We start from the raw sequence: 20345 nt of genomic DNA on the forward strand, positions 1-20345 counted from the left end.
CGGACGCGTCCTCCCAACCTCAGTTAAATCTCCAGTTCATATACATCCGGCCGCCTGTTCTCCCACACAGCCAGGTTCTTCTTCGTAGTCCGCGCATACTCCAGATCAATCTCACCGTACACGACGCAGTTGCGTCCCTGGGCCGAGCTGACAGCAATTCCCCTCGGATCCACAACCATGGACATTCCAAACGGGTGATCGTCATGCACTGCGCCGAACTGGTTGCAGACAGCAACATAGGTCAGATTGGTCAGAGCGCAGCTTCTCACCAGCAGATCCCAGTCATTGGTACGCGGCGGCAGGGGCTGACCCGCCGGGAACTCGGAGGATACGACGATGATGTCGGCCCCCTGAAGAACCATAGTTCTGGCCTGTTCCGGAAAACGCAGATCATAGCATACCTCAAAACCGACCTTACCGAAGTCAAAGTCAACCAGGCAGAGCCTGCTGCCTGCCTCCACGTAGGAGGATTCTTTATATCCGGCGGCGTCAAACAGGTGGATTTTATCATAAAATCCTATCTCTTCCCCTTCCCTGTTCAGCATGATGGAATGGTTGCTGACCTTTCCGTCTTTCGCCACCGCGGCAAAACTGCCGGGAATCAGATTCACGTGGTACTCCCTGGCCAGCTCCTTCATGCGGTCGATAAACGGGTGGGGACGGCTGACATCAATGGCAATACGCCTGGCATCATCTTTGTCAACCGGTGTGTAATAGCAGTACTCCGGAAATACGATTAAATCCAGTTCTGCTCTTGAATTTTCTACAGCCTGTAAAAACAGCCGCTCCATCTCCGCCATATTTTCTTCCGGTGTTCCGACGCTTCCCATCTGGCAAAGTGCTACTTGTACCATAACTTACCCTCTCTTCCTCTCTGCTAATCCGCTTTCTATTCCACCTTGCTCAATTCTCCGATAGCCCCTTTGACACCTTCTTTTACAAGGCGCTCCAGATTCACGAATTTATCTACATATCCGCCTTCTGCGAAATTTTCTCTCCATCTCACTTCATTGGCATCCATCGCTTTTGCCGCCTTCACCAGTTCCTCAAACTGATCCGCCGGAGCGCAGATTACGCCGTCCACATCACCGTACACGATATCGCCGGGGCGGACCACACAGCCGCCGCAGTTGACCGGTACCCCGTATTCGCCGTCGAGTCCCTTAAAGGTGTTTGTCACACAGGCGCGGCCTGTGGAAAATACAGGGAATCCCATTGCCCGGATGGCCCTGGTGTCCGTATTTGGCCCATCAACTACGATTCCGGCCATGCCCAGTGTCTTTGCGGACAACGCCACCATCTCACCGAGGCAGGCGATTCTCTTGTCTCCCATTCTGTCGATTACGATCATGGAGCCCTTGGGAGCCTGTTTCATCGCATAATAGAGCATTGCATTGTCGGTTCCAGGAAGTCGTATTGTAAATGCCGGTCCGATGGCTTTAATGTCATCGCTGATCGGGTAAATGCCGGTCATATAGCCCCCCTGTACATGATGTCCGATCTGAGCCGGGTCCGTTGTAAGCGCAATTTCAAATAATTCATTCTGAGTCATGATTTTTCTATCCTTTCTTTTACCATTCATATTTCATTTATTTTATATTTAATTCTTTTCATGTTTGTCACAGCATGAACGCAGTCATGCAATATGCAGCATCTCTTCTCTGTCATCCCCCTGCCAGAAGACTCATAATCGTATTCGGTACAAAAGTCGAAACAGCCGGAATCAGGGAAGTGAGTATCAGCGCAATTCCCAGCGGTATGTACATCGGCACCACCGACTTGATAACCTTCTCCGAAGGCACGTTGGCAACCCGCGAGACCGCATATATACATAGTCCGAAGGGAGGCGTGCTCAGCCCTATCATCAGGTTCATAACCATCATGACGCCGATATAAACCGGGTCCATTCCGAATCCCTGGGTAATCTGCAGCACGATTGGGGCTGTTAAAATCAGGGCGCAGTTGCTCTCCATGAACATTCCCATAATCAGCAGAATAATGTTGACAATCAGGATTACAGCCAGCGGAATATTTGCCACAGGGCCCAGCAGGGCGATAATCTTGGCCGGAAGGTTCTCAAGCATCAGGGCCTTTGTAAAAATGCCGCCCGCCGTCATAATGACCATGATCGAGCTGACCGATTTACATGTCTCTTTTACACATCTCCAGAATCCGCTCCAGGTCAGCGAACGGTGGCAGATTCCCAAAAGCAGCATATAGAGCACAGCCATGCCTCCTGTCTCGCCCGGGCTGAAGATTCCGGACAGCATCGTAATCAGAATCAGGAGAGGAGCAATGGCGATTGGAAGAGCGCGGAAGAACAATTCCCGAATGGAGCGTTCCTCTTTCATCATCGCTTTTGCCATCGGCGGGTTTACCAGCTTCTTTTTATCGACCAGCAGAACGTAAAACAGCAGCATGGCCGACATCAGGATGCCGGGTCCCACGCCCCCCAGCAGAGACTTGACGCTGGAAATCTGTGCAATCGTCGCATACAGAACGAGCGGTATACTGGGCGGAAAGATAGGACCAACGGTGGAGGCCGCAATCGTAAGCGCCGCTCCGTAATCCCTCTCATACCCCTCCTCTTCCATGGAATCCACGAAAATAGGCCCCAGGCCGCAGACACCGGCAATCGCAGCGCCAGACATACCGGCGAAAATAAGGCTTAATACAACTGCGATACGGGAAGAATATCCACGCTTTCCTTTTGCAAGGGCGCGGGCAAAGTCAAATGCCCTTGCCGTCTCCCCCAGCTCACTTACCAGATTTCCCATCAGTATAAATGCAGGAACAGCCAACAGGGAAAAGGACATAGTAGACTGATAAAACGAGTAGGCTACCAGTGAAAGCGAAGTCCCCGATACAATATAGTAGATAATCGCGGGCAGGCCCATGGCGACCACGATAGGCGCTCCTACGGCCAGCAGGCCCACAAATCCAATCAGGAGTAGAATCATATTCATGCTTTCTGTGCCCTCCTCTCCTTAAATATCTCATACAGGCTGATGCATTCCTGAATAATCCACATGGCGGAGCCAAGTACAATCAGATAATGCACATAGCGTATCGGGATATGACACGCGGCAGTCGTCAGTTTCATCGTGGTTGGAATCAGCAGGGATTCACTGTAAATAACAAATGCACAGTAAATAATGCAGATTGATTTTCCGGCCACATCCATGTAAAACTTTAATTTCGGCCATATCTGGAAAAGTATTTCCAGCTGCAGGTGGGCTCCTTCTTTTTCGCACTGTGCCAGATAACAGAAAATCAGTCCGACAAAGCACAACTCCGCAACCTCCTCACTCCAGGTTGTCGAAAATCCCAAGAAGGAGCGGCAGAAAATCTGAATATCAAGAGCCGCAATGATAATAATGCACCAAATCCCGCTTATGCCGCCGATAAAGTTTCTAAATGTATTCCACACTTTACCCAATATAGACATATTGATTTCTCCTTTTCATATGAAGCAGCAATGTGAGTCTGAACTAATTAAATTTATCATTCTCCGCTGCCTGAGAAATGGGGGAATCCATTTCTCAAGGCTGTACGGCACGGATCAGGTCCGGCATATCTCCCCAGTCCTCGGCAAAATAGTCATAGACATTCTCTGCGGCTGCCTTGAATCCGTCTATATCAAGTCCGTTCTCCGCATCAATGATCTCCATTCCATTGTCTTCACAGATTTTCTTGTATTCTTCCACCTTATCAAGAATGTACTTGTCCATATAGGCCGAAGCGTCATAAGCTGCTTTTAATACCGCCTCCTGCTGTTCCGGCGTCAGGCTTTCATAGGTATTCCTGTTCATCCAGAGCCCATGGTTTGTCGGCAGATGATTTGTCTCCATACAATACTTCTGCACCTCGTATAATGCGCTGCTGACGATTACGGAATAAGGATTCTCCTGACCGTCAATTACATTCGTAATCAGGGCTGTCGGCACCTCTGAGAATGCCATCGGCGTAGCCGCCGCGCCGAATGCGGTAAATAACTGCTGGTATAAGTCGGAAGGAACCACTCGGATCTTAGCGCCCTTCATATCACTCAGATTCCGGATCGGGAAGTTACAGGTTATCTGGCGGTAGCCGGAGTTGAAGCTGCTGAGCAGCATAACACCGTCGTCCTTCAATGCCTCGTTAATCACCTTCAGCGGTTCCGAGTTAAAGGGGTCAAACACGGCAAGCCTGTGATCCGCATCCCTGTAAATATACGGTGCGTCGAAGGCTCCCAGACGGCTGTCCAGATCTCCCGCGGATGACGGGACATACTGGATAAAATCACATATCCCCGCCTGCAAAGGCTGAATATCATAGCCGCACAGCGTGTTATTGAAATACAGCTCCACCTCGATGTGGCCTTTCGTATATTCCTTCACCAGATCCGCGAATTTCTGCTCCCACATTCCGGCCGGGGAATCCTCCGCATTCTGATCCGTAAATTTCAATACTTTATCAGGCGTAGTAACTTCCTCTGTCCCGCCCCCTGCAGGTGCAGCCGCAGCCGTCGCATCTGCTTTCGGAGCGCTCCCCCCTCCGCTGCTTCCGCATCCGGCCAGTAAACTCCCCAGCATCGCTACAGTAAGTGTTAATGCTAAACCTCTCCTCATACCTCTTCCTACCTTTCTTTTGTTAAATATCACGGGAGTGCTCTCACTCTTCTCCCTGTTATAGCCGGAAAACCGCTGCTCACATCCTGTCCGGATGCCCGGTACTGCGAATCCCCGCGCCGGAATATTTCTTTCGTTTCATCTCGTTTTTGGAGTACGGTACTCGGTATACCAAAAATATCGCAAATAAAAGAAGAAACAGCTCGTTTCCGTTTGTAGACATTATATACTAAAAAACTATATTTTTCTACAAAAGTTTCAGAAAATAGCTGTTTTCTCCATTTTAGACAAAATATTCTATTCAATTTTAGTTACTTTTAATAAACTCCTCTTTAATTTCCGCATCGCCATCCTGCGGGTCGAAGTTCAGGCGTTCCGGTATTACAAGAAGGCGTTTCTTCCAGGAGCCATAATGGATATGGAGCAGTTCTTTGCCCTTTTCCAAATCGCCTTCCTCCACGCTTTGCAGGATTCCGATATGGTCGGCAGCGAAATTCCGCCCTCCATGCATGCTGTATTTCATACTTAACACAGATGAACGGACCACTTTCTCACTGATGCTGTCCTGAATCTTTATTAACTGGCTGTTGCCGGTAATCAGGGCAAAGTAATTGTGGAAGCTGGTATCCATCTTCATCAGCGTATAATAATCATTTGCATTACGGACCGCAAAAATATCCATTTCCTCGATAATTTTCCGTAAATGGCCGATATGTTCCGGCGTCACCTTAGGAAATGCAAGCTCAAAGCAGAGAATATCCAAAGGCTCACGGATTTCAAATAATTCCAGAATGTCTTTCCACATAAGAACCGCAATTTTACGGTTCTTTCCAACCTGTTCAATCCATCCCTCATTCTCCAGCAGACGAAGCGCGTCACGCAGAGGTGTCCTGCTGACATCCAGAAGTTTTGAGTACTCCCTCTCATTAATGATCGTACCGGGCTTTATCTGGCCGGTGATAATCAGAAGCTTCAGCTGATTGTATATTTTAGAGCTGTATAACTCATTTTTTTCAATTCTCTCGATCTTTGTGTCTATTCCGGGCAACATAATCGCTCTCTTTCTTCATTTGTTTACAATATTATTTCGATTATACTATTCTCTGGTTCCGCTTGTCAATTAACGGAAATCGAAAGTAACGGAAGTTCCCTCCCTGTCCGACGTCAGATAGAGTTTACCGCCCAGCTTGTCACGGACCGTCATTTTGACCAGCGACATGCCGAAGCCCAGGCCCTCTTTGCCGTTAAAGTCAAAGCCGTTTCCATTGTCCTGTACGGTGATGGAGGAAAACAGCTCCCCTTTTTTCAGAATCACGCGTACCTGCCCCCCTGTTAATCCTGTAAACGCATGCTTAAAGGCATTCGAGACCAGTTCATTCACTACCAGTGCAATATCGGTTGCCTTCTCCTGATCCGCCGTCAGGTCATCTCCTTCAAGCAGGAGCTTGACGGATACTTCATTATCATAGAGCTGTGTCAAATTCTGCCTGAGCTTTTCAAGGAACGGTTTCAGGGCGACCGGCCCGCCTTCTCCATAAGCCAGAAGCTCATTGATGGATGCAATGCTCAGCACGCGCGCCGTATTTTCCCTGAATGCCTGCTTTACTTCCTCACTTTCCGTGTTGCGTGCCTGGATATTCATGATGCTTGCGATAAGCTGAAGATGATTTTTTACGCGGTGGTGAACCTCCCGGCGGGCCGCATCCTCCGGAGACACATGGATGAAATCTCCTTTTTCTGCACGGCGGACCAGCGCCTCATACTTCTGCTCCTGTCTTATGTCGTCGCTGATGTCCCTCTCGCCTATCAGCACGCCTATCAGACGGCCGTCATCGTCGGATATGGGAACAACATCCTGGCGTACGGTGCGTTCTTCCTGTGTTACTGCCCTGATATCGCGCACCGGTGATTTCGTCTCCATAGCGCGGTAAACAGCCGGCTCATCCTCCCGCTTTGCATAGCAGCCGACTACACGGCTCCTGTATGCCGAAGGCATATGCCCCGGTCCGGCCTGGGCTGCGACAAACATCCGGCCGTCCGGCTCCTGCATACAGTCGATGAATAAATCCGCCCCGGCCAGATCAGCCATCAGCGGCAGAACGGATTCAATCCGGCTGAGCTTGTCCACGGCTGAATCGCTCAGCCTTGCCCGGCTTTTTATCTCATCCCTGTTCATGTAATCCCTCCTGTTCCAAAAGCCGGCTGGCTGCTTCACGGATGGAAATCTTTTGTCTGGCAGCCTCCTGCGACAGCAGCCGGTACGCCTCAGGTTCCGTCAGCTTTCTCTGCTTCATCAGCAGCTCCTTTGCACGCACCGCCGTATCGCGTTTAATCTCACGGTTCAGAATTGCCCCCGCAATTACCGCCAGCGGTACTCGTTTCTGCATGGCTGCTTTCTGCATCTCACGGTATGCATCCGACTCGGAAATCTGCTTTTCTTTGGCCAGTTTTCCCTTGGCCTGTTCAATCACCTTATTCTCCTTCAGTTTCCGGCAGGCATCCGCCGCCTCCGCCCGGGTTTGCTGCAGAAGCCGTCCCTGGGCCAGCGCTACCTCAAGTGTTGGCTTCAGCATCCTCGGTTCAATCGGTTTAACGAGATAACCGGCAACGCCCGCGCGGCCGGCCCTCTGAATAAATTCTTCATCTGCGAACGCCGTACAGATAACGACGCAGCCGGCCAGCCCCTCCCCAATAATCGTCTCGGCAGCCGTCATCCCGTCAAAAATCGGCATTTCCAGATCCAGCAGTACGATATCCGGATGCTTCTGCCTGCACAGCTCGACGGCGTCAAACCCATCCGCACCCTCGGCTGCAACCGCAAAGCCCAGTTCTTCCAGCATCTGGCACAAATCCAGGCGGATTATCGGCTCATCGTCCACTACTATAATTGTACGCTCCATTTCCCCTCATCCCCATTCGCAGTCTTCCCGACTTATTACTAATCTGATTATATCGTTGTTTTTCATTGGTTGTCAATTAGTTACGGCGGCGGCAATACAGCTTGACTTAAGTTCTATTTTGAACTACAATATTTATGTTCAAAATAGAACTTAAAAGGAGGATTTACAGATGCAGCTGTCATTCTGGGATTTATATTCCCTGTTCGATAAAGAATACAATTCTGTAATAAAAGAAGCGGCGGAAAAAACAGGTTTAACGATGAATGAACTCGGTGTTCTGCTTTTTTTATCCAATAATCCGTCTGCCAAAACAGCCAGTGACATAATCCGGATTAAAAGAGCCACAAAGTCGCATGTATCTTTGGCAGTTAAAGAGCTGACCAAAAAGGGGTACCTGACCCAGCATCCTGAAAAGGGAAGAAATATCCGCCTTGAGGTCACCCCCCGGGCCGAACCTCTTGTTGCGGTTGGAAGACAAAAGCAGAGGGACTTCCTAAATCAAATCTGCCGGGGTTTTTCGGACACCGAAATAGCGGCGCTGAAGACGTGCTTTGAACGGATCGCAGCGAATCTGGAACAAAAAAATACGAATGAAGATCACACTGGCCGCTCCTGCGCTTCTCGCATTCAACGCTATCAATAATCTGTTCGGCGTCGGAACTTCAAGCGCCATGAGCCGCGCTCTGGGGCGCGGTGATTCCAATCTGGTCCGACGTTGCTCCGTATTTGGATTATACTGCGCATTCATAAGTTCAGTCTTATTTTCCGTTTTTACCGGGTTGTTCAGGACTCCGCTGCTCGGACTTCTCGGCGCATCAGCAAAAAATGCGGCGGCGACCTCCGAATATATGAGATGGGCAGTTACCTGCGGAGCCGTCCCCTCCATCCTCAATGTTGTATTTGCTTTTCTCGTGAGGTCTGAAGGTTCTTCTCTCCATGCGAGTATCGGAACCATGAGCGGGTGTATTTTAAATATCATTCTGGATCCCATTTTTATCATGCCGTGGGGATTTAATATGGGGGCGGCCGGAGCCGGTCTTGCAACCTTCCTCTCTAACTGCGTTGCATGTCTGTACTTTTTGGTCTTGCTTTATATCAAACGGCGGACCACCTGCATATGCCTTAATCCTAAAAAGTTTTCTTTCGATCGGACAATCGCAGCCGACATATTCGGTGTCGGTATCCCGGCGGCAATACAAAATCTGCTGAACGTCACGAGTATGACGGTTTACAATAATTCTGCCGCAGCATATGGTTCGGAGGTTGTAGCTGCTATGGGAATCGTACAGAAAATCCAGATGGTCCCGATGCAGGTCACCCTGGGCGCAGTACAGGGCATCATGCCGTTCGTAGGCTACAATTTTGCGAACCATAATTATGAACGGATGAGAAAATCTATCCTGTATCTTCTGAAACGGATGATTTTGCTGATGGTTGTCATTGTGATTGCCGGCAGCATTTTTTCCGGCAGCCTGGTCGGCTTATTTATCAAGACAGACACCGTGGTTCATTACGGCGCCGCACTCCTGCCCGGCTTTCTTCTTGCACTGCCTTTTATGTGTGTCGATTATATGTGCGTCAGTGTTTTTCAGGCTATAGGAGACGGTAAAAAATCTTTCTATCTCGCATTCCTGAGAAAGATCGTGCTGGAAATCCCCGCACTCGTACTGCTGAATTATTTTGTACCGCTGTACGGAATGTCCTATGCCACTCTGTGTACGGAAGTCATTCTGGCGGTTTTATCGGTTAAGCTTCTGCACAAGGTTATTAAATTAAAATAGACCGATCTTACATAAGAATCCTCAATAAAGACCAGACAGGTGCCGGAAATGACACACTGCCTGGTCTTTTAAAATTTACTCATATTTATATCTGTCTGGTTCCTCTGCAATACGTCTGAAGCACGTCATACTCATTGCTGAGCACTACAATATCCGCATCATATCCGGCCGACAATTTTCCTTTTCTGTCATCCACCCTGAGGCATCTGGCCGGGTTGATTGTACAGGCGCCCAGGGCTGCGTCAAAGGGCACTAAGGCATTCTCCACCAGTATCTTCAGACCTATGTTCATCTTCAGCGTACTGCCGGCGATTGTTCCCGACTCCTTCAGCCTCGCCAGGCCGTCCTTGCCGACCTCAATTGCATGGCCGCCCAGATCATAGCGTCCGCCCGGTTCACATGATTTCACGCGTAAAGAATCCGTCACCATGATGGCAAAATCCCTGCCTTTCGCCGTAAAGTAATTATTTAACGCCGCAAGGTGAGAATGGCAGCCGTCACAGATAATTTCACCGTAAATATCGCGGATGCGCAGGGCCGCTCCCACCAGGCCCGGAGCCCTGTGGCTAAACGGTGTCATCCCGTTATAAACATGGGTCATCGAGGAAGCTCCGTTGGCGACAGCCAGAAGCGCCTGATCATAGGTTGCGGAGGAATGCCCCAGGCTGACCACCACGCCGGCCTTTCCGCAGTACTTTGTCAGCGACAGGCCCTCGTCATGCTCAGGCGCAAGAGTGATATAGCGTATCATCCCCTTTGCCGCCTTCTGGTATTCCTGGAACTGGGCCACGGATGGCGGCGCGATCGCCTCCGGCGGCTGGGCGCCCTTGTAATCCATATCGAGATAAGGCCCTTCAAAGTGAACTCCCAGAATTTCAGCTCCCTCATAGCCCTCTTCCATCACTTCCGCCACATTCTTGAGAGCGGCTGTAAGTACGTCCGGCATCTGGGTTACCGTAGTCGGCAGAAGCGACGTCACTCCCTCCTCCGGCACCCGTTTTATCCAGTTCCGGAGTCCCTCCGGTTCGCCGTCATTTGTATCAAATCCATAGGCGCCGTGGGTGTGAACGTCTATAAAGCCCGGGACAATCCGGTATGAACCGTAGTCCTCATCTGCTTCTTTTTCTCCATACGGCAGGACCGCCTGGATCACGCCGGACTGAATTTCCAGCTGCAGCGGCACAAACTGCCCTGCCATCCAGACTCTTTCACTTTGTATTACCATATCCTTGCCTCCTGTATTCTGTCATTATATGTAACAGTTCAGACAGCATGAACTGTTACGGCAGCCGGCTAATTAAATCGCTACGCGATGAGCCGGTTGCCCGCTGCCACTACATTTTCGCACGGTCAGCGCAGCCGGTGCGCAGACCTGTCTGAACTCATTATATTACTATTCTTTACTTCCAGTCAAAGTTCCTAAGATGGCCTTCCATCGTCATCTGTTCAAATCCGTTCTGTCTGAGGGCCTCATAAAGGATAACTGCCACTGAGTTTGAAAGATTCAGTGAACGTGTCTCCCCCCACATCGGGATTCTCACACATGTCTCCTGGTTTTCCACCAGTATTTCCTCCGGGATTCCCCGGCTCTCCGGGCCAAACATAATATAACAGTCCGGCTCATATTTAACATCGGAATATACATTGGGCGCTTTTGTCGTAGCCATATAAATCTTTGCTCCCGGATTGCGTTCCAGAAAATCCCGGTAGTCACTGTAAACCGTCACATCGAGATGGGGCCAGTAATCCAGCCCGGCTCTCTTAATCTCCCTGTCACTGAGACGGAATCCCAGCGGCTCAATCAGATGGAGCTTCGTTTTGGTCGCCACACAGCTTCTGCCGATATTGCCCGTATTCATCGGCATTTCAGGTTCATATAAAACAATATTCACAATTACTTAGCCGCCTTTCCATCCAGCCTGTCCACGAACCGCCGGATCCGCGAGATGGCTTTCTGAAGGTCTTCCAGAGAATAGGCATAAGACACGCGCAGATATCCTTCCCCGCTGTCGCCAAAGGCAGTGCCCGGGACGATTGCAATCTTTTCTTCCTGAAGAAGTCTGTTTGCAAATTCATCGGAACTCATGCCGAAGCGTTTGATACACGGGAATATATAAAATGCGCCGTACGGCTCAAAACAGTCCATGCCCAGTTCTGCGAACGCACGCATCAGGTACTTTCTTCTCTCGTTATATGCCTTCTTCATTCTGGCAATATCCTCATCACCGCTCTTGAGCGCTTCCACAGCCGCATACTGGCTGGTCGTCGGGGCACACATGATGGCAAACTGGTGAATCTTCAGCATCTGGGTGAGAATTATCTCCGGCGCGGCCGCATAACCGATTCTCCATCCGGTCATCGCATAGGCCTTTGAAAAGCCGTTAATCAGGACGGTGCGTTCCCGCATGCCAGGAATTGCAGCTATGGAAACGTGTTCGCCCTTATAGGTCAGCTCCGCATATAATTCGTCGCTGATCACGAAAATATCCTTTTCCTCAATTACTTTGGCTATCTCCTCCAAATCTTCCCGCTCCATGATGGCGCCCGTCGGGTTGTTCGGGAACGGAAGAATCAGAACCTTCGTGTTGGGAGTAATCTTCTCCAGCAGCTTTTCTTTTGTAAGCTTAAACTGATCCTTTTCCTCCAGCTCGATAATCACCGGCTTACCGCCTGCCAGTACGGCGCAGGGAACATAGGATACATAGCTCGGCTGCGGGATCAGAACCTCCTCTCCCGGATTCAGCATCGCGCGCAGCGCAATATCAATGGCCTCGCTGCCGCCTACGGTCACGAGGATTTCGGTATTATAGTCATAATCTATATGCATGCGGCGTTTCAGGTATTTGCCAATCTCCTGTTTTAATTCCTTGAGTCCGGCATTGGACGTATAGAAGGTGCGTCCCTTTTCCAGGGAGTAGATTCCCTCCTCGCGGACGTGCCACGGAGTGTCAAAATCCGGCTCTCCCACGCCCAGGGAGATTGCTCCCTTCATCTCACTGACAACATCAAAAAATTTACGTATTCCGGAAGGCGGAATATCCACTATTATATCTGATAAGGGGTTTCTCACGGTACAATCATCATCCTTTCATCCTGCGGGCCGTCACAGAGTACGGTTCCATGGTCTTTATATTTTTTAAGTACAAAATGGGTGGCCGTACTGAGAACAGAGTCTATCGTAGACAATTTTTCAGATACAAACTGAGCCACCGCCCTCATGGTCTTCGCCTCCAGCATAACGGTAAAATCATAACCGCCGGACATCAGATATACTGATTTCACTTCACTGTACTGGTAGATTCTCTCTGCGATCTTGTCAAATCCCATTTCACGCTGAGGCGTTACCTTCACCTCGATGAGAGCAATCACTTTTTCTTCATCTGTATTATCCCAATTAATCAGTGTATGGTAACCACAGATGACATGTTCACTCTCCATCTCAGCGATCTCGGCCGCGACCGCGGCTTCATTCTCACCTAATAAATCCGCCAGCTCTTTAACGCTGATTTTGCTGTTCTTTTCAATGACCGCTAAAATTCTCTCTCTCATAGTTTACCTCCTGTTAGTTGGGCTTTAATCTGTCACGTTACACTTTAACCGCGCGTTCTGCATGGCTGTGAACAGTAACCTTTATATAGTTCATCGGGTTTGGGGCGGTCCAGGAATGTTCTTATCCCGCCGTTCAGTATCTGGCGTTTAATCCCTGACTGCGTTTTCCCGAGTACTACCGCATGAATATCCTGTTTCTCAAGCTCCCTTACCAGTGCGCCGCCGTTTGCGGCCGTAAGGAGAGCGCATCCTTCCGATTGCAGCCTGTAAGGATTTACATCAAACACCTCGCAGACTTCTACCGTCTCCTGGAGTAACGGAAGCTTCCGCAGCTCCATCTCAAACCCCAGGCCAAATTCGTCAAAATAATCCCACAGGGCCGCCATAATGCCGCCCTCTCCGGCAAAGCACCAGGACACAGCCCCGGCGTTACGGAAAATCCCGGCTCCTTCCGAAGCAGAAAGACCGGGGAGCTTTAACAGTCCCCGGGTTTCGTATAGGTTCTGGCAGCGCCTTACAAATTGCGGCGTAAAGCGCTGCAGCAGTTCTTTTTCTCTTTGTGTTGCAACGGCCGATGTACCTTTTAACGCTATGTACCCTGCCGCCACCAAATCCTGTCCGGCTTCCATCAGGCCGGATGCAGTAATGACTCTCTCCCTCATAATCAGGCTCCGGCCTCCGCGCCGCCCGGAACAGGCGCGGGATCTGCCGGTGCGGCAGGCGCTTCCGGTGCGGCAGGCGCAGCCGGTGCTTCCGGAACAGGCGCCGGTGCCGTCGGAGGTGCAATCTCCGATGCAGGGCCGTCGGAGGCAGGGCCGGAAGGTACTGCTGGCTGAGTTTCCGCAGGCGCAGCCGGCTGTTCCGGCGGTAAGACAGGCGCTACGGCAGGCAGTTCCGGTCCGACACGGTAAATAGCCTTAGATGCCATATAGGTGTCTGTGTGGAGGATTTCTTTTTCCGTCTCCACACCGTCAACATACACATATTTCCACAATCTGGAACGCAGGCCTCTGTGGGCCGACTGCTCGAGGACTTTAGCTCCAGGTCTGAGAGACGGATCTACCTTGATAGTCGGCGCTCCCGGATCGGATGCTCCCAATGTCTCGGATACATACTTCACTTCCCGGTTCGCCGGCCTTGTCTCTTTTCCATAGATTGTAAATGTCAAAGTACCTCCGCTGACAGCTCCTTCAATGTATATAGGCGCATCATACGGATTCTTAAATTTCAAGTCTTTAATTGTACCGGCGATGGCCGCATCCTGGGACGGTTTTACATACCCCACCACCATTGAGTGGTTCTGTCTCTGCGTAATCTCCATCTCCGCCTGAAGCGCCGCGTTATACATCGTGGTGCATAACTGGCAGGCTCCTCCTCCAATCGTATCGACCACACGCCCGTTCTCATAAGACCCCGCCGCCGCGTATCCGTTTGCAATTGTAAACGGCGTCAGATAAACATAAGCCGAAAATTCTTCGCCCGGCATCAGCACACAGCCGTTTACCTTTGAGGCGCCATTGGCCAGGTTTTTGGAACGCGATATATTGCCTGTACTGAAGTTCGTGCTGAAGGTTCCAAGCACATCCTGAATCATAGCCAGATCTTCCGATTTTCTCGCCGGCTGCGCCTCGGCCACTACCGCCGCTATCGTCACAGGCTCCTTCAGCCCGCCTTTTAATGCCTCATCCAGCGCTTTCTTAGTGGCATCTATGTCCACATCCAGACCCACTACAGACTCTGTAATCTGGAATGCATTATTCACTCTTGTAATTTCAGCATCCTTCGCTTCTCTTATAAAGGCGCTGCATTTGCTCTCAACAAACTGCGCCACTTTCGCTGCATCTACGGATGTCTCCACATCCAGCTTCAGCGGCTCCTTCTCGAGGGTCTTTAAATTCAGATAACGTTCCAGCAAATTGCCTCCTGCATATCTGTCCGCCGTTTCTTCGATCTCTTCCTGATTGGTCCAGGTAAATCCCAGTTCTTTTGCCGTGGTGGTAATCTCATTTCCGTCAATCGTCAGTGTAATCTCCTGGTTTGACATGTCCTCCACGTATTGCTCAATCTTCTGATCTGCTTCCTCCCCGGTCATTCCGGTAAGGTCAACACCTCCAACCGTGATTCCTGCCGGAAGTGTACCTGCTTCCACAGCTTCCGGAGGAACCAGAAGTATTCCGGCAGCCAGTACACAGGCAGCGGCGCCGGCAACCCAAAATATCTTTTTCATATATATGCCCCTATTCAAATAACGTAATTACGGCGCTTTTCTGCGCCCTGTCAAAGCCGGCGGTTTACATCGCCATAGATAAACCTGCAAGCACTGTTCCACCAACCATCGCCAGTACAATAACGATAATAACGACTGATGAAATTACTTTTCTTGTCTTCTTATCACTGAAATTAAACATTCCTATCACCTCTTTTTATTCTTCCATACTGTAGTATGATTTTATCCGTCAATCTCGAAATTTCATTCCGGGAAAGATAATCGATCTGCACAGATACGTTTATTCTATGATATTTTAGTAAATCCCGCAAGACTTCTTTTTGCTTTTTTGACGCCGGCTGCTCTTTTTTTACTTTATATACCAGCGGTTTACATCGAAACGCCTCCGGTGCCGACGAAAAATGGCTCCTTTTGACATTCCGGTACAGAAGGTGAGCCGTCAGCGCATCCGCCAGCGCCCTGTGGGCGTCGGTCTGCTTAATTCCGTAATAACGGCTGGCATTTTCCAGGTTTTTCTTTTCTTCCTCCGGCATAAACCTGCGGCAGAGTGTCAGGGTATCAATCCCCGATTTTTCAAAAACCAGCCCCTTATTCACCGCCGCCCGTTTCAAGAAACTGTAATCAAAAATAATATGATGTCCCAGAAGAGGCAGACCCCGGCAAAATTCAACAACCCGGCCAATTACATCCCCAATGTCCGGGGCACCGGCCGTCATCTCCCCGGTAATTCCCGTCAACTCCCGGATACGGCCGTCCAGTTCCCTCCTGGGGTTGACAAAGGTGGAAAATGTCTCTTTTATCTCTCCGTCAATTACTAAAACCGCACCTATCTCGATAATTTTATCGTGCTTCGGATCCAGCCCTGTTGTCTCTAAATCGATTGCCACGTATGAATCGGCTTCCTTTTCCTGAGCGGTTCCCCGCCTGCTCGTTTCTACCTTTATTATGTGTGCAGTTTCTTCCATTTTTATTCCTGCTTTCTCCAATAATCCGAAATTTTCTTACGTTATTTCCTTTTTTCCGCCCCAGGACAATTTTCTCTAAGGAAACACTCCCCGCATTTAGGACTTCTGGCAATACAGATACTTCTTCCCAGCGTAATAATCTGGATATTCCAGAGTATCCAGTGTTCTTTCGGTAACACCTTCATCAAATCATATTCGATCTTTTCCGGGTCCTCCTCTTTTGTCAGCCCCAGCTTCCTGGAAATCCGCTTCACATGGGTGTCCACGACAATACTCGGCTCATTATAGATATTGCCCCGTATAACATTCGCAGTCTTTCGGCCCACTCCGGCCAGGGACGTCAGTTCTTCGAGCGTCCGGGGCACTTCGCCGCCGAAATTTTCCACCAGTGACTTACAGCAGGCTATGATGTTCTTTGCTTTCATATGATAGAAACCGGTTGAATGGATGTCTTTTTCAAGCTCCTTCAAATCAGCATTTGCAAATTTCTCCAGTGTATCATATTTTTTAAAAAGATCCGCGGTCACGATGTTGACCCTGGCATCGGTGCATTGGGCGCTCATGATCACCGCTATCAGAAGCTGCCATGGTGTCTCATGGTTCAGGTAGCAGCGGTAATCCGTACCGTATTCTTCATCGAGAAGGGCCAAAATCCGCTCGACCCGCTCATCCCTCTGCGCTTTTGTCTCTCTCTGCATCTCTTTCCTCCTCTTACTGTCTTCCTTAAGTGAGCCGCTCGCTTCCCACCAGCTCTCCCCCGCTGAGAATCAGCCTGAACGCCCGGGCATTGCCAAACAGGGCATCCCTGTTCCTGTAGTCAAACAGAATCACACTTTGATCCCTCATCCCCTCCGCGTGAGCCATCTTGCTTATCTGGCGTGAATCATAATCTTCGTAACCCTCCAGAAGCGAAGGCATTTTGGCCTCTTTAATAAAGAACTGTTTCACAGCCTCTTTAAAGGGCGCTTGTTCCCTGGCAAAGGAAGGACGGCTCTTGGCATTTTCCCTCAGGTAAAGATCATACATCAGCAGGTCGCGGTAAAGCTCCCTTTTTTCTTCCTCCCGTCCCTTCAGAACTGTTTCATTGATAAACCGGTATAGAATTTCATACCGCGCCAGGCGGCTGTGGCTGATCCCGGTAATCCGGTTCCCGTCATAGTAACCGGCCAGCTCCCGGTATAAATCAAAGGGCGTATCAAATTCCTTAACCAGCTCCTTCAGAACGTTTCTGAACTGCCCGCTGTTATAATGAACCTCCACCATCTCTTCCACGCCCTTAAGCCGTATGATATCATCGTAACCCAGCCATCTGGTGGAGAGCACCTCATAGGGAGGCTGTGATTTATAAAGCAGACCGTATTCCCCGGCCATTTCTTCCATATAAGAGCCCTTCAGTACCTTCAAAAAACCAAGCTGAAGCTGCTCCGGTTCCATTCGGTATACATCGTTAAATGACTTTCTGAAGCTTTCATATCCCTCATAGGGCAGCCCGGCGATTAAATCCAGGTGCTGATGGATATTCCTGAAACTGTTTACAGCATGCACATTGCGTTCCAGCTTTTCCAAATCCATCCTTCTCCTGATCTCGCGTATGGCTTCGGGGTTCGTCGTCTGGACTCCGATTTCAAGCTGGATCAGGCCGGGTCTCATCTGTTTCAGCAAAGCCAGTTCCTCCTCATCCAGAAGGTCAGCCGATATCTCAAAGTGAAAGTTCGTCACCCCGTTATCATGCTCCAGGATGAACTTCCAAATCTCCATCGCGTGGCTCTTCCTGCAGTTAAAGGTTCTGTCCACGAATTTCACCTGCGGGACACGCTTTTCCAGAAAAAAAGACAGTTCCTTCTTTACCATGTCCAAATCGCGGAAACGCACGGTTTTGTCGATTGAGGAAAGACAGTAAGAGCAGGAAAAGGGGCAGCCTCTGCTGCTCTCATAATAGATAATCCGATGCTCCAGCCCCTCAAGACTCCCATAGGAGAAAGGAATCCGGCTGAGCTCCATCAGCGGAGCCGGTGCGCCTGCCGATATTGTCCCGTCACTTTTTCTGAAAATGAATCCCGGCCTGTCCTTCAGCAGTTCCTCCAGGCGGGAATGGTTCCATCTCTTTCCCGCCTCTTTGCTTTCCATGAACGACATGCCGCAGCTTTCAACCAGCCGGAAGAATGTCTCTTCCCCTTCGCCGGCCATGACTCCCGTCACCTCCGGCAGCTCTCTGAGCATTTCTTCCCCGTTATATGACACCTCCGGTCCGCCGAGCCATATGGTAAGCTGCGGCATCACCTTTTTCAAATCCCTTACAAGTTCCTTTACATAAAGAATATTCCAGATATAGCAGGAAAATCCCGCTACATCTGGACTGCGTCTGTAAATATCCTGTAATACCAAATCCATCTGTTGGTTTATCGTATATTCCCCCATTTCAATCTGAATCCCCGGACACGCTTCCCCCTGCGCCCTCCTGGTCTCAAGCTTTTCCTGAGCATATTTATTCAGGCTGTAGATTCCCAGATTGGAATGGATATATTTTGCATTGACTGCCGCCAGTAAAAATTTCATCTTATAATGAAACCTCTATCTTTCTTCCCGTTTGGTTATACTGGTAATATCTGACCCCGGCTGAATCCAGCATCCGTTTCGATGCACGCACCGACGGTGTTGCGCCGTATTTGTCGCTGTCATATATCAGCGTCTTGATTCCGGCCTGAATGATGGCCTTCGCGCACTCATTGCAGGGGAACAGCGTTACATACAGCTTGCTGCCCTCCAGGCTGCCGCCCCGGTAATTCAGGATCGCATTGAGTTCACTGTGTGTCGTATAAAAATATTTGGCATTGTATGGGTCCTCCGTCTCCAGCTCTTTTCCCCACGGAAATTCGTCGTCGGAGCATCCCTTCGGAAAGCCGTTATATCCCATGGACAATATCTTATTATCACCGCTGACGATACAGGCCCCCACCTGCGTGCTCGGATCTTTAGAGCGCATGGCTGAAAGCTTTGCCACTCCCATAAAGTACTCATCCCAGGTAATATAATCATTTCTCTTTTCAGACATATGGAGCCCTCCCCGTATCTTAACCTGTTTTTCTTCCACTGTAACCGTCCTCCTACACTTTTTGTATTCTATATCCGGCCGCTTTGCTCAGCCGGTTCATAATTGCCTGTCCCAGATGGTCCTCCGGAAATCCCTCCGAATAAATATACTGTGCGCCCAAATCGTCAAATTCGCGCAGAAGGGCATACAGATTATGTGCTACCGTCTCTTCCTTTGCCCGCTCCCCAATACTTCTCACAAGGCCTCCGCCATAGCATTCCCGCGTTTCATCGGTGCAGATGATCCCTACTTTATATCCTTCTTTCAGCTTTTCGGACGCCAGTCTGTTGATTTCACAAACCACCTTTTCCTCTTCCCCTTCAACCAGGGTCAGATCGGCGTTTGGGGCATAGTGCCGGTATTTCATTCCGGGAGCTTTTGGCTTTAAGCCGGGGCTGACCGGCCCCAAGATAGCCGGATCAATCCGTACCTCTCCCACCGCCTCGTGAAGCATCTCCATAGTTACCGCGCCCGGCCTCAGCATAACCGGTATCTCCTCCGTCACATCGACAATCGTGGATTCCACGCCGATGCCCACAGGGCCGCCGTCCAGAATCATCTCAATCCGGCCGTTCATATCCTGAAAGACATGCTCCGCCCTGGTGGGGCTGGGACGTCCGGACGTATTGGCGCTCGGAGCCGCCACAGGTACGCCGGCCAGGCGGATCAGCTCCCTCGCCACCGGATCAGACGGCATCCTCACAGCCACCGTATCCAGTCCTCCCGTCGTCCCCAGGGGAACCAGATCACTTTTTGGAAAAATAAGTGTCATCGGTCCCGGCCAAAACGCTTTGGCCAGCTTTATTCCATTCTCCGGTATCCGGCTTACCAGGGGCCTGAGACCCTCAAAATCCGCTACATGGGCTATCAGGGGATTATCTGACGGCCTTCCTTTCGCCTCATATATCTTCCTGGCCGCCTTTTCATCCAGGGCATTGGCCCCCAGACCATACACCGTCTCTGTGGGAAAGGCAACCAGACCTCCGTTTTTTAATATTTCCGCCGCTTCCTCGAGGTATTTCTTCTCTTTTGCGGTAAACTTCCCTTCATCTGACACTTTTAATACTTTAGTATCCACTTCTGCGTCTTCTTTCTATATTAATGTATAATCTTCATTTTCGTTTTTTATCATAGCACACGCCTGTGACCGGCGCAAGAGCTCTTTGAGCCTCTCACCAGATTCTCGTTATAGAGATTTAGTTAAGCAGGTGAGGACGCCGCC

The 20345-nt window shown here is 50.0% G+C and carries 21 protein-coding genes; 2 read left to right on the top strand and 19 right to left on the bottom strand.

All coding sequences use genetic code 11. The features are described from left to right. Positions 1–23 precede the first annotated feature (23 nt). The 8 genes from CLOSYM_RS10750 to CLOSYM_RS10785 all read right to left on the bottom strand — a co-directional run bounded on the left by CLOSYM_RS10750 (position 24) and on the right by CLOSYM_RS10785 (position 7510). Positions 24–854 carry a carbon-nitrogen hydrolase family protein gene (locus CLOSYM_RS10750; RefSeq protein ID WP_003500919.1) on the bottom strand — a complete coding sequence of 277 codons (831 nt, stop codon included), beginning with the start codon at positions 852–854 and terminating at the stop codon, positions 24–26. A gap of 35 nt (positions 855–889) precedes the next feature. Beyond that, the gene (locus tag CLOSYM_RS10755) at positions 890–1552 is read right to left on the bottom strand and encodes an RraA family protein (protein WP_003509901.1); all 663 of its coding nucleotides are present in this window, start codon (positions 1550–1552) and stop codon (positions 890–892) included. Positions 1553–1664: 112 nt separating this feature from the next. Next, positions 1665–2966 (bottom strand): TRAP transporter large permease, encoded by a 1302-nt coding sequence (locus CLOSYM_RS10760; protein ID WP_003500921.1) that lies wholly within the window; start codon positions 2964–2966, stop codon positions 1665–1667. Beyond that, positions 2963–3448, bottom strand: coding sequence for a TRAP transporter small permease (locus CLOSYM_RS10765; RefSeq protein ID WP_003509903.1), 486 nt, complete (start codon positions 3446–3448; stop codon positions 2963–2965). Before CLOSYM_RS10765 ends, CLOSYM_RS10760 begins: the two co-directional genes overlap by 4 nt. Before the next feature lie 94 nt (positions 3449–3542). Next, the gene (locus CLOSYM_RS10770) at positions 3543–4610 is read right to left on the bottom strand and encodes a TRAP transporter substrate-binding protein (protein WP_009297263.1); all 1068 of its coding nucleotides are present in this window, start codon (positions 4608–4610) and stop codon (positions 3543–3545) included. 307 nt (positions 4611–4917) lie between these two features. Next, positions 4918–5661 (bottom strand): GntR family transcriptional regulator, encoded by a 744-nt coding sequence (locus tag CLOSYM_RS10775; RefSeq protein ID WP_003500924.1) that lies wholly within the window; start codon positions 5659–5661, stop codon positions 4918–4920. Between the two features lie 69 nt (positions 5662–5730). Further along, entirely contained in the window at positions 5731–6786 is a 1056-nt protein-coding gene (locus tag CLOSYM_RS10780; protein ID WP_021642151.1) for a sensor histidine kinase, read from the bottom strand. Next, positions 6773–7510, bottom strand: a complete 738-nt coding sequence (locus CLOSYM_RS10785; RefSeq protein ID WP_021642152.1) for an ANTAR domain-containing protein — start codon at positions 7508–7510, stop codon at positions 6773–6775. The genes CLOSYM_RS10780 and CLOSYM_RS10785 overlap by 14 nt, the downstream gene beginning before the upstream one ends. Before the next feature lie 259 nt (positions 7511–7769). Here CLOSYM_RS10785 and CLOSYM_RS10790 point away from each other — a divergent pair, with 259 nt between their 5' ends. Next, complete coding sequence (locus tag CLOSYM_RS10790) at positions 7770–8153, top strand: MarR family winged helix-turn-helix transcriptional regulator (protein WP_242828670.1); 384 nt, start codon at positions 7770–7772, stop codon at positions 8151–8153. Further along, positions 8101–9291: an MATE family efflux transporter gene (locus CLOSYM_RS10795; RefSeq protein WP_242828671.1), complete on the top strand. Its 1191-nt coding sequence runs from the start codon at positions 8101–8103 to the stop codon at positions 9289–9291. The genes CLOSYM_RS10790 and CLOSYM_RS10795 overlap by 53 nt, the downstream gene beginning before the upstream one ends. An 85-nt stretch (positions 9292–9376) precedes the next feature. Here CLOSYM_RS10795 and nagA read toward each other — a convergent pair whose 3' ends face one another. The 11 genes from nagA to CLOSYM_RS10850 form a co-directional block, all read right to left on the bottom strand. Further along, the gene (gene nagA / locus CLOSYM_RS10800) at positions 9377–10516 is read right to left on the bottom strand and encodes an N-acetylglucosamine-6-phosphate deacetylase (protein ID WP_003500931.1); all 1140 of its coding nucleotides are present in this window, start codon (positions 10514–10516) and stop codon (positions 9377–9379) included. Positions 10517–10691: 175 nt separating this feature from the next. After that, on the bottom strand, positions 10692–11183 hold the full coding sequence (locus CLOSYM_RS10805; protein ID WP_044902361.1) for a tRNA (cytidine(34)-2'-O)-methyltransferase: 492 nt from the start codon (positions 11181–11183) through the stop codon (positions 10692–10694). A 2-nt stretch (positions 11184–11185) separates the two neighbouring features. Further along, the gene (locus tag CLOSYM_RS10810) at positions 11186–12361 is read right to left on the bottom strand and encodes an aminotransferase class I/II-fold pyridoxal phosphate-dependent enzyme (RefSeq protein WP_021642156.1); all 1176 of its coding nucleotides are present in this window, start codon (positions 12359–12361) and stop codon (positions 11186–11188) included. Then, positions 12358–12840, bottom strand: coding sequence for an Lrp/AsnC family transcriptional regulator (locus CLOSYM_RS10815; RefSeq protein ID WP_003500937.1), 483 nt, complete (start codon positions 12838–12840; stop codon positions 12358–12360). The genes CLOSYM_RS10810 and CLOSYM_RS10815 overlap by 4 nt, the downstream gene beginning before the upstream one ends. A gap of 44 nt (positions 12841–12884) precedes the next feature. After that, positions 12885–13502 (bottom strand): AIR synthase family protein, encoded by a 618-nt coding sequence (locus tag CLOSYM_RS10820; protein ID WP_003509908.1) that lies wholly within the window; start codon positions 13500–13502, stop codon positions 12885–12887. A 2-nt stretch (positions 13503–13504) separates the two neighbouring features. Then, complete coding sequence (locus CLOSYM_RS10825; protein ID WP_021642157.1) at positions 13505–15067, bottom strand: VanW family protein; 1563 nt, start codon at positions 15065–15067, stop codon at positions 13505–13507. 173 nt (positions 15068–15240) lie between these two features. After that, positions 15241–16032, bottom strand: coding sequence for a 3'-5' exonuclease (locus tag CLOSYM_RS10830; protein WP_021642158.1), 792 nt, complete (start codon positions 16030–16032; stop codon positions 15241–15243). A gap of 41 nt (positions 16033–16073) precedes the next feature. Then, positions 16074–16730, bottom strand: coding sequence for an endonuclease III (gene nth / locus CLOSYM_RS10835; protein WP_021642159.1), 657 nt, complete (start codon positions 16728–16730; stop codon positions 16074–16076). Positions 16731–16755: 25 nt separating this feature from the next. Beyond that, a complete protein-coding gene (locus CLOSYM_RS10840; protein WP_021642160.1) occupies positions 16756–18588 on the bottom strand; it encodes a B12-binding domain-containing radical SAM protein in 1833 nt (610 codons plus the stop codon). A gap of 1 nt (position 18589) precedes the next feature. After that, positions 18590–19084 carry a deoxycytidylate deaminase gene (locus CLOSYM_RS10845; RefSeq protein WP_024739631.1) on the bottom strand — a complete coding sequence of 165 codons (495 nt, stop codon included), beginning with the start codon at positions 19082–19084 and terminating at the stop codon, positions 18590–18592. Positions 19085–19136: 52 nt separating this feature from the next. Further along, positions 19137–20201, bottom strand: a complete 1065-nt coding sequence (locus tag CLOSYM_RS10850) for an L-threonylcarbamoyladenylate synthase (protein ID WP_021642161.1) — start codon at positions 20199–20201, stop codon at positions 19137–19139. Positions 20202–20345 lie beyond the last annotated feature (144 nt).

Origin of the sequence: [Clostridium] symbiosum ATCC 14940 (assembly GCF_000466485.1) — a bacterium.
Classification (GTDB): Bacteria; Bacillota; Clostridia; order Lachnospirales; family Lachnospiraceae; genus Otoolea; species Otoolea symbiosa.

What these genes read in the sequence shown, in the direction of transcription:
- nth (WP_021642159.1), bottom strand. Translation starts at nt 16,730, where the DNA reads ATGCAGAGAGAGACAAAAGCGCAGAGGGATGAGCGGGTCGAGCGGATT.
- CLOSYM_RS10780 (WP_021642151.1), bottom strand. Translation starts at nt 6,786, where the DNA reads ATGAACAGGGATGAGATAAAAAGCCGGGCAAGGCTGAGCGATTCAGCC.
- CLOSYM_RS10790 (WP_242828670.1), top strand. Translation starts at nt 7,770, where the DNA reads ATGAATGAACTCGGTGTTCTGCTTTTTTTATCCAATAATCCGTCTGCC.
- CLOSYM_RS10795 (WP_242828671.1), top strand. Translation starts at nt 8,101, where the DNA reads ATGAAGATCACACTGGCCGCTCCTGCGCTTCTCGCATTCAACGCTATC.
- CLOSYM_RS10750 (WP_003500919.1), bottom strand. Translation starts at nt 854, where the DNA reads ATGGTACAAGTAGCACTTTGCCAGATGGGAAGCGTCGGAACACCGGAA.
- nagA (WP_003500931.1), bottom strand. Translation starts at nt 10,516, where the DNA reads ATGGTAATACAAAGTGAAAGAGTCTGGATGGCAGGGCAGTTTGTGCCG.
- CLOSYM_RS10770 (WP_009297263.1), bottom strand. Translation starts at nt 4,610, where the DNA reads ATGAGGAGAGGTTTAGCATTAACACTTACTGTAGCGATGCTGGGGAGT.
- CLOSYM_RS10820 (WP_003509908.1), bottom strand. Translation starts at nt 13,502, where the DNA reads ATGAGGGAGAGAGTCATTACTGCATCCGGCCTGATGGAAGCCGGACAG.
- CLOSYM_RS10765 (WP_003509903.1), bottom strand. Translation starts at nt 3,448, where the DNA reads ATGTCTATATTGGGTAAAGTGTGGAATACATTTAGAAACTTTATCGGC.
- CLOSYM_RS10775 (WP_003500924.1), bottom strand. Translation starts at nt 5,661, where the DNA reads ATGTTGCCCGGAATAGACACAAAGATCGAGAGAATTGAAAAAAATGAG.
- CLOSYM_RS10760 (WP_003500921.1), bottom strand. Translation starts at nt 2,966, where the DNA reads ATGAATATGATTCTACTCCTGATTGGATTTGTGGGCCTGCTGGCCGTA.
- CLOSYM_RS10755 (WP_003509901.1), bottom strand. Translation starts at nt 1,552, where the DNA reads ATGACTCAGAATGAATTATTTGAAATTGCGCTTACAACGGACCCGGCT.
- CLOSYM_RS10845 (WP_024739631.1), bottom strand. Translation starts at nt 19,084, where the DNA reads ATGTCTGAAAAGAGAAATGATTATATTACCTGGGATGAGTACTTTATG.
- CLOSYM_RS10815 (WP_003500937.1), bottom strand. Translation starts at nt 12,840, where the DNA reads ATGAGAGAGAGAATTTTAGCGGTCATTGAAAAGAACAGCAAAATCAGC.
- CLOSYM_RS10830 (WP_021642158.1), bottom strand. Translation starts at nt 16,032, where the DNA reads ATGGAAGAAACTGCACACATAATAAAGGTAGAAACGAGCAGGCGGGGA.
- CLOSYM_RS10825 (WP_021642157.1), bottom strand. Translation starts at nt 15,067, where the DNA reads ATGAAAAAGATATTTTGGGTTGCCGGCGCCGCTGCCTGTGTACTGGCT.
- CLOSYM_RS10785 (WP_021642152.1), bottom strand. Translation starts at nt 7,510, where the DNA reads ATGGAGCGTACAATTATAGTAGTGGACGATGAGCCGATAATCCGCCTG.
- CLOSYM_RS10840 (WP_021642160.1), bottom strand. Translation starts at nt 18,588, where the DNA reads ATGAAATTTTTACTGGCGGCAGTCAATGCAAAATATATCCATTCCAAT.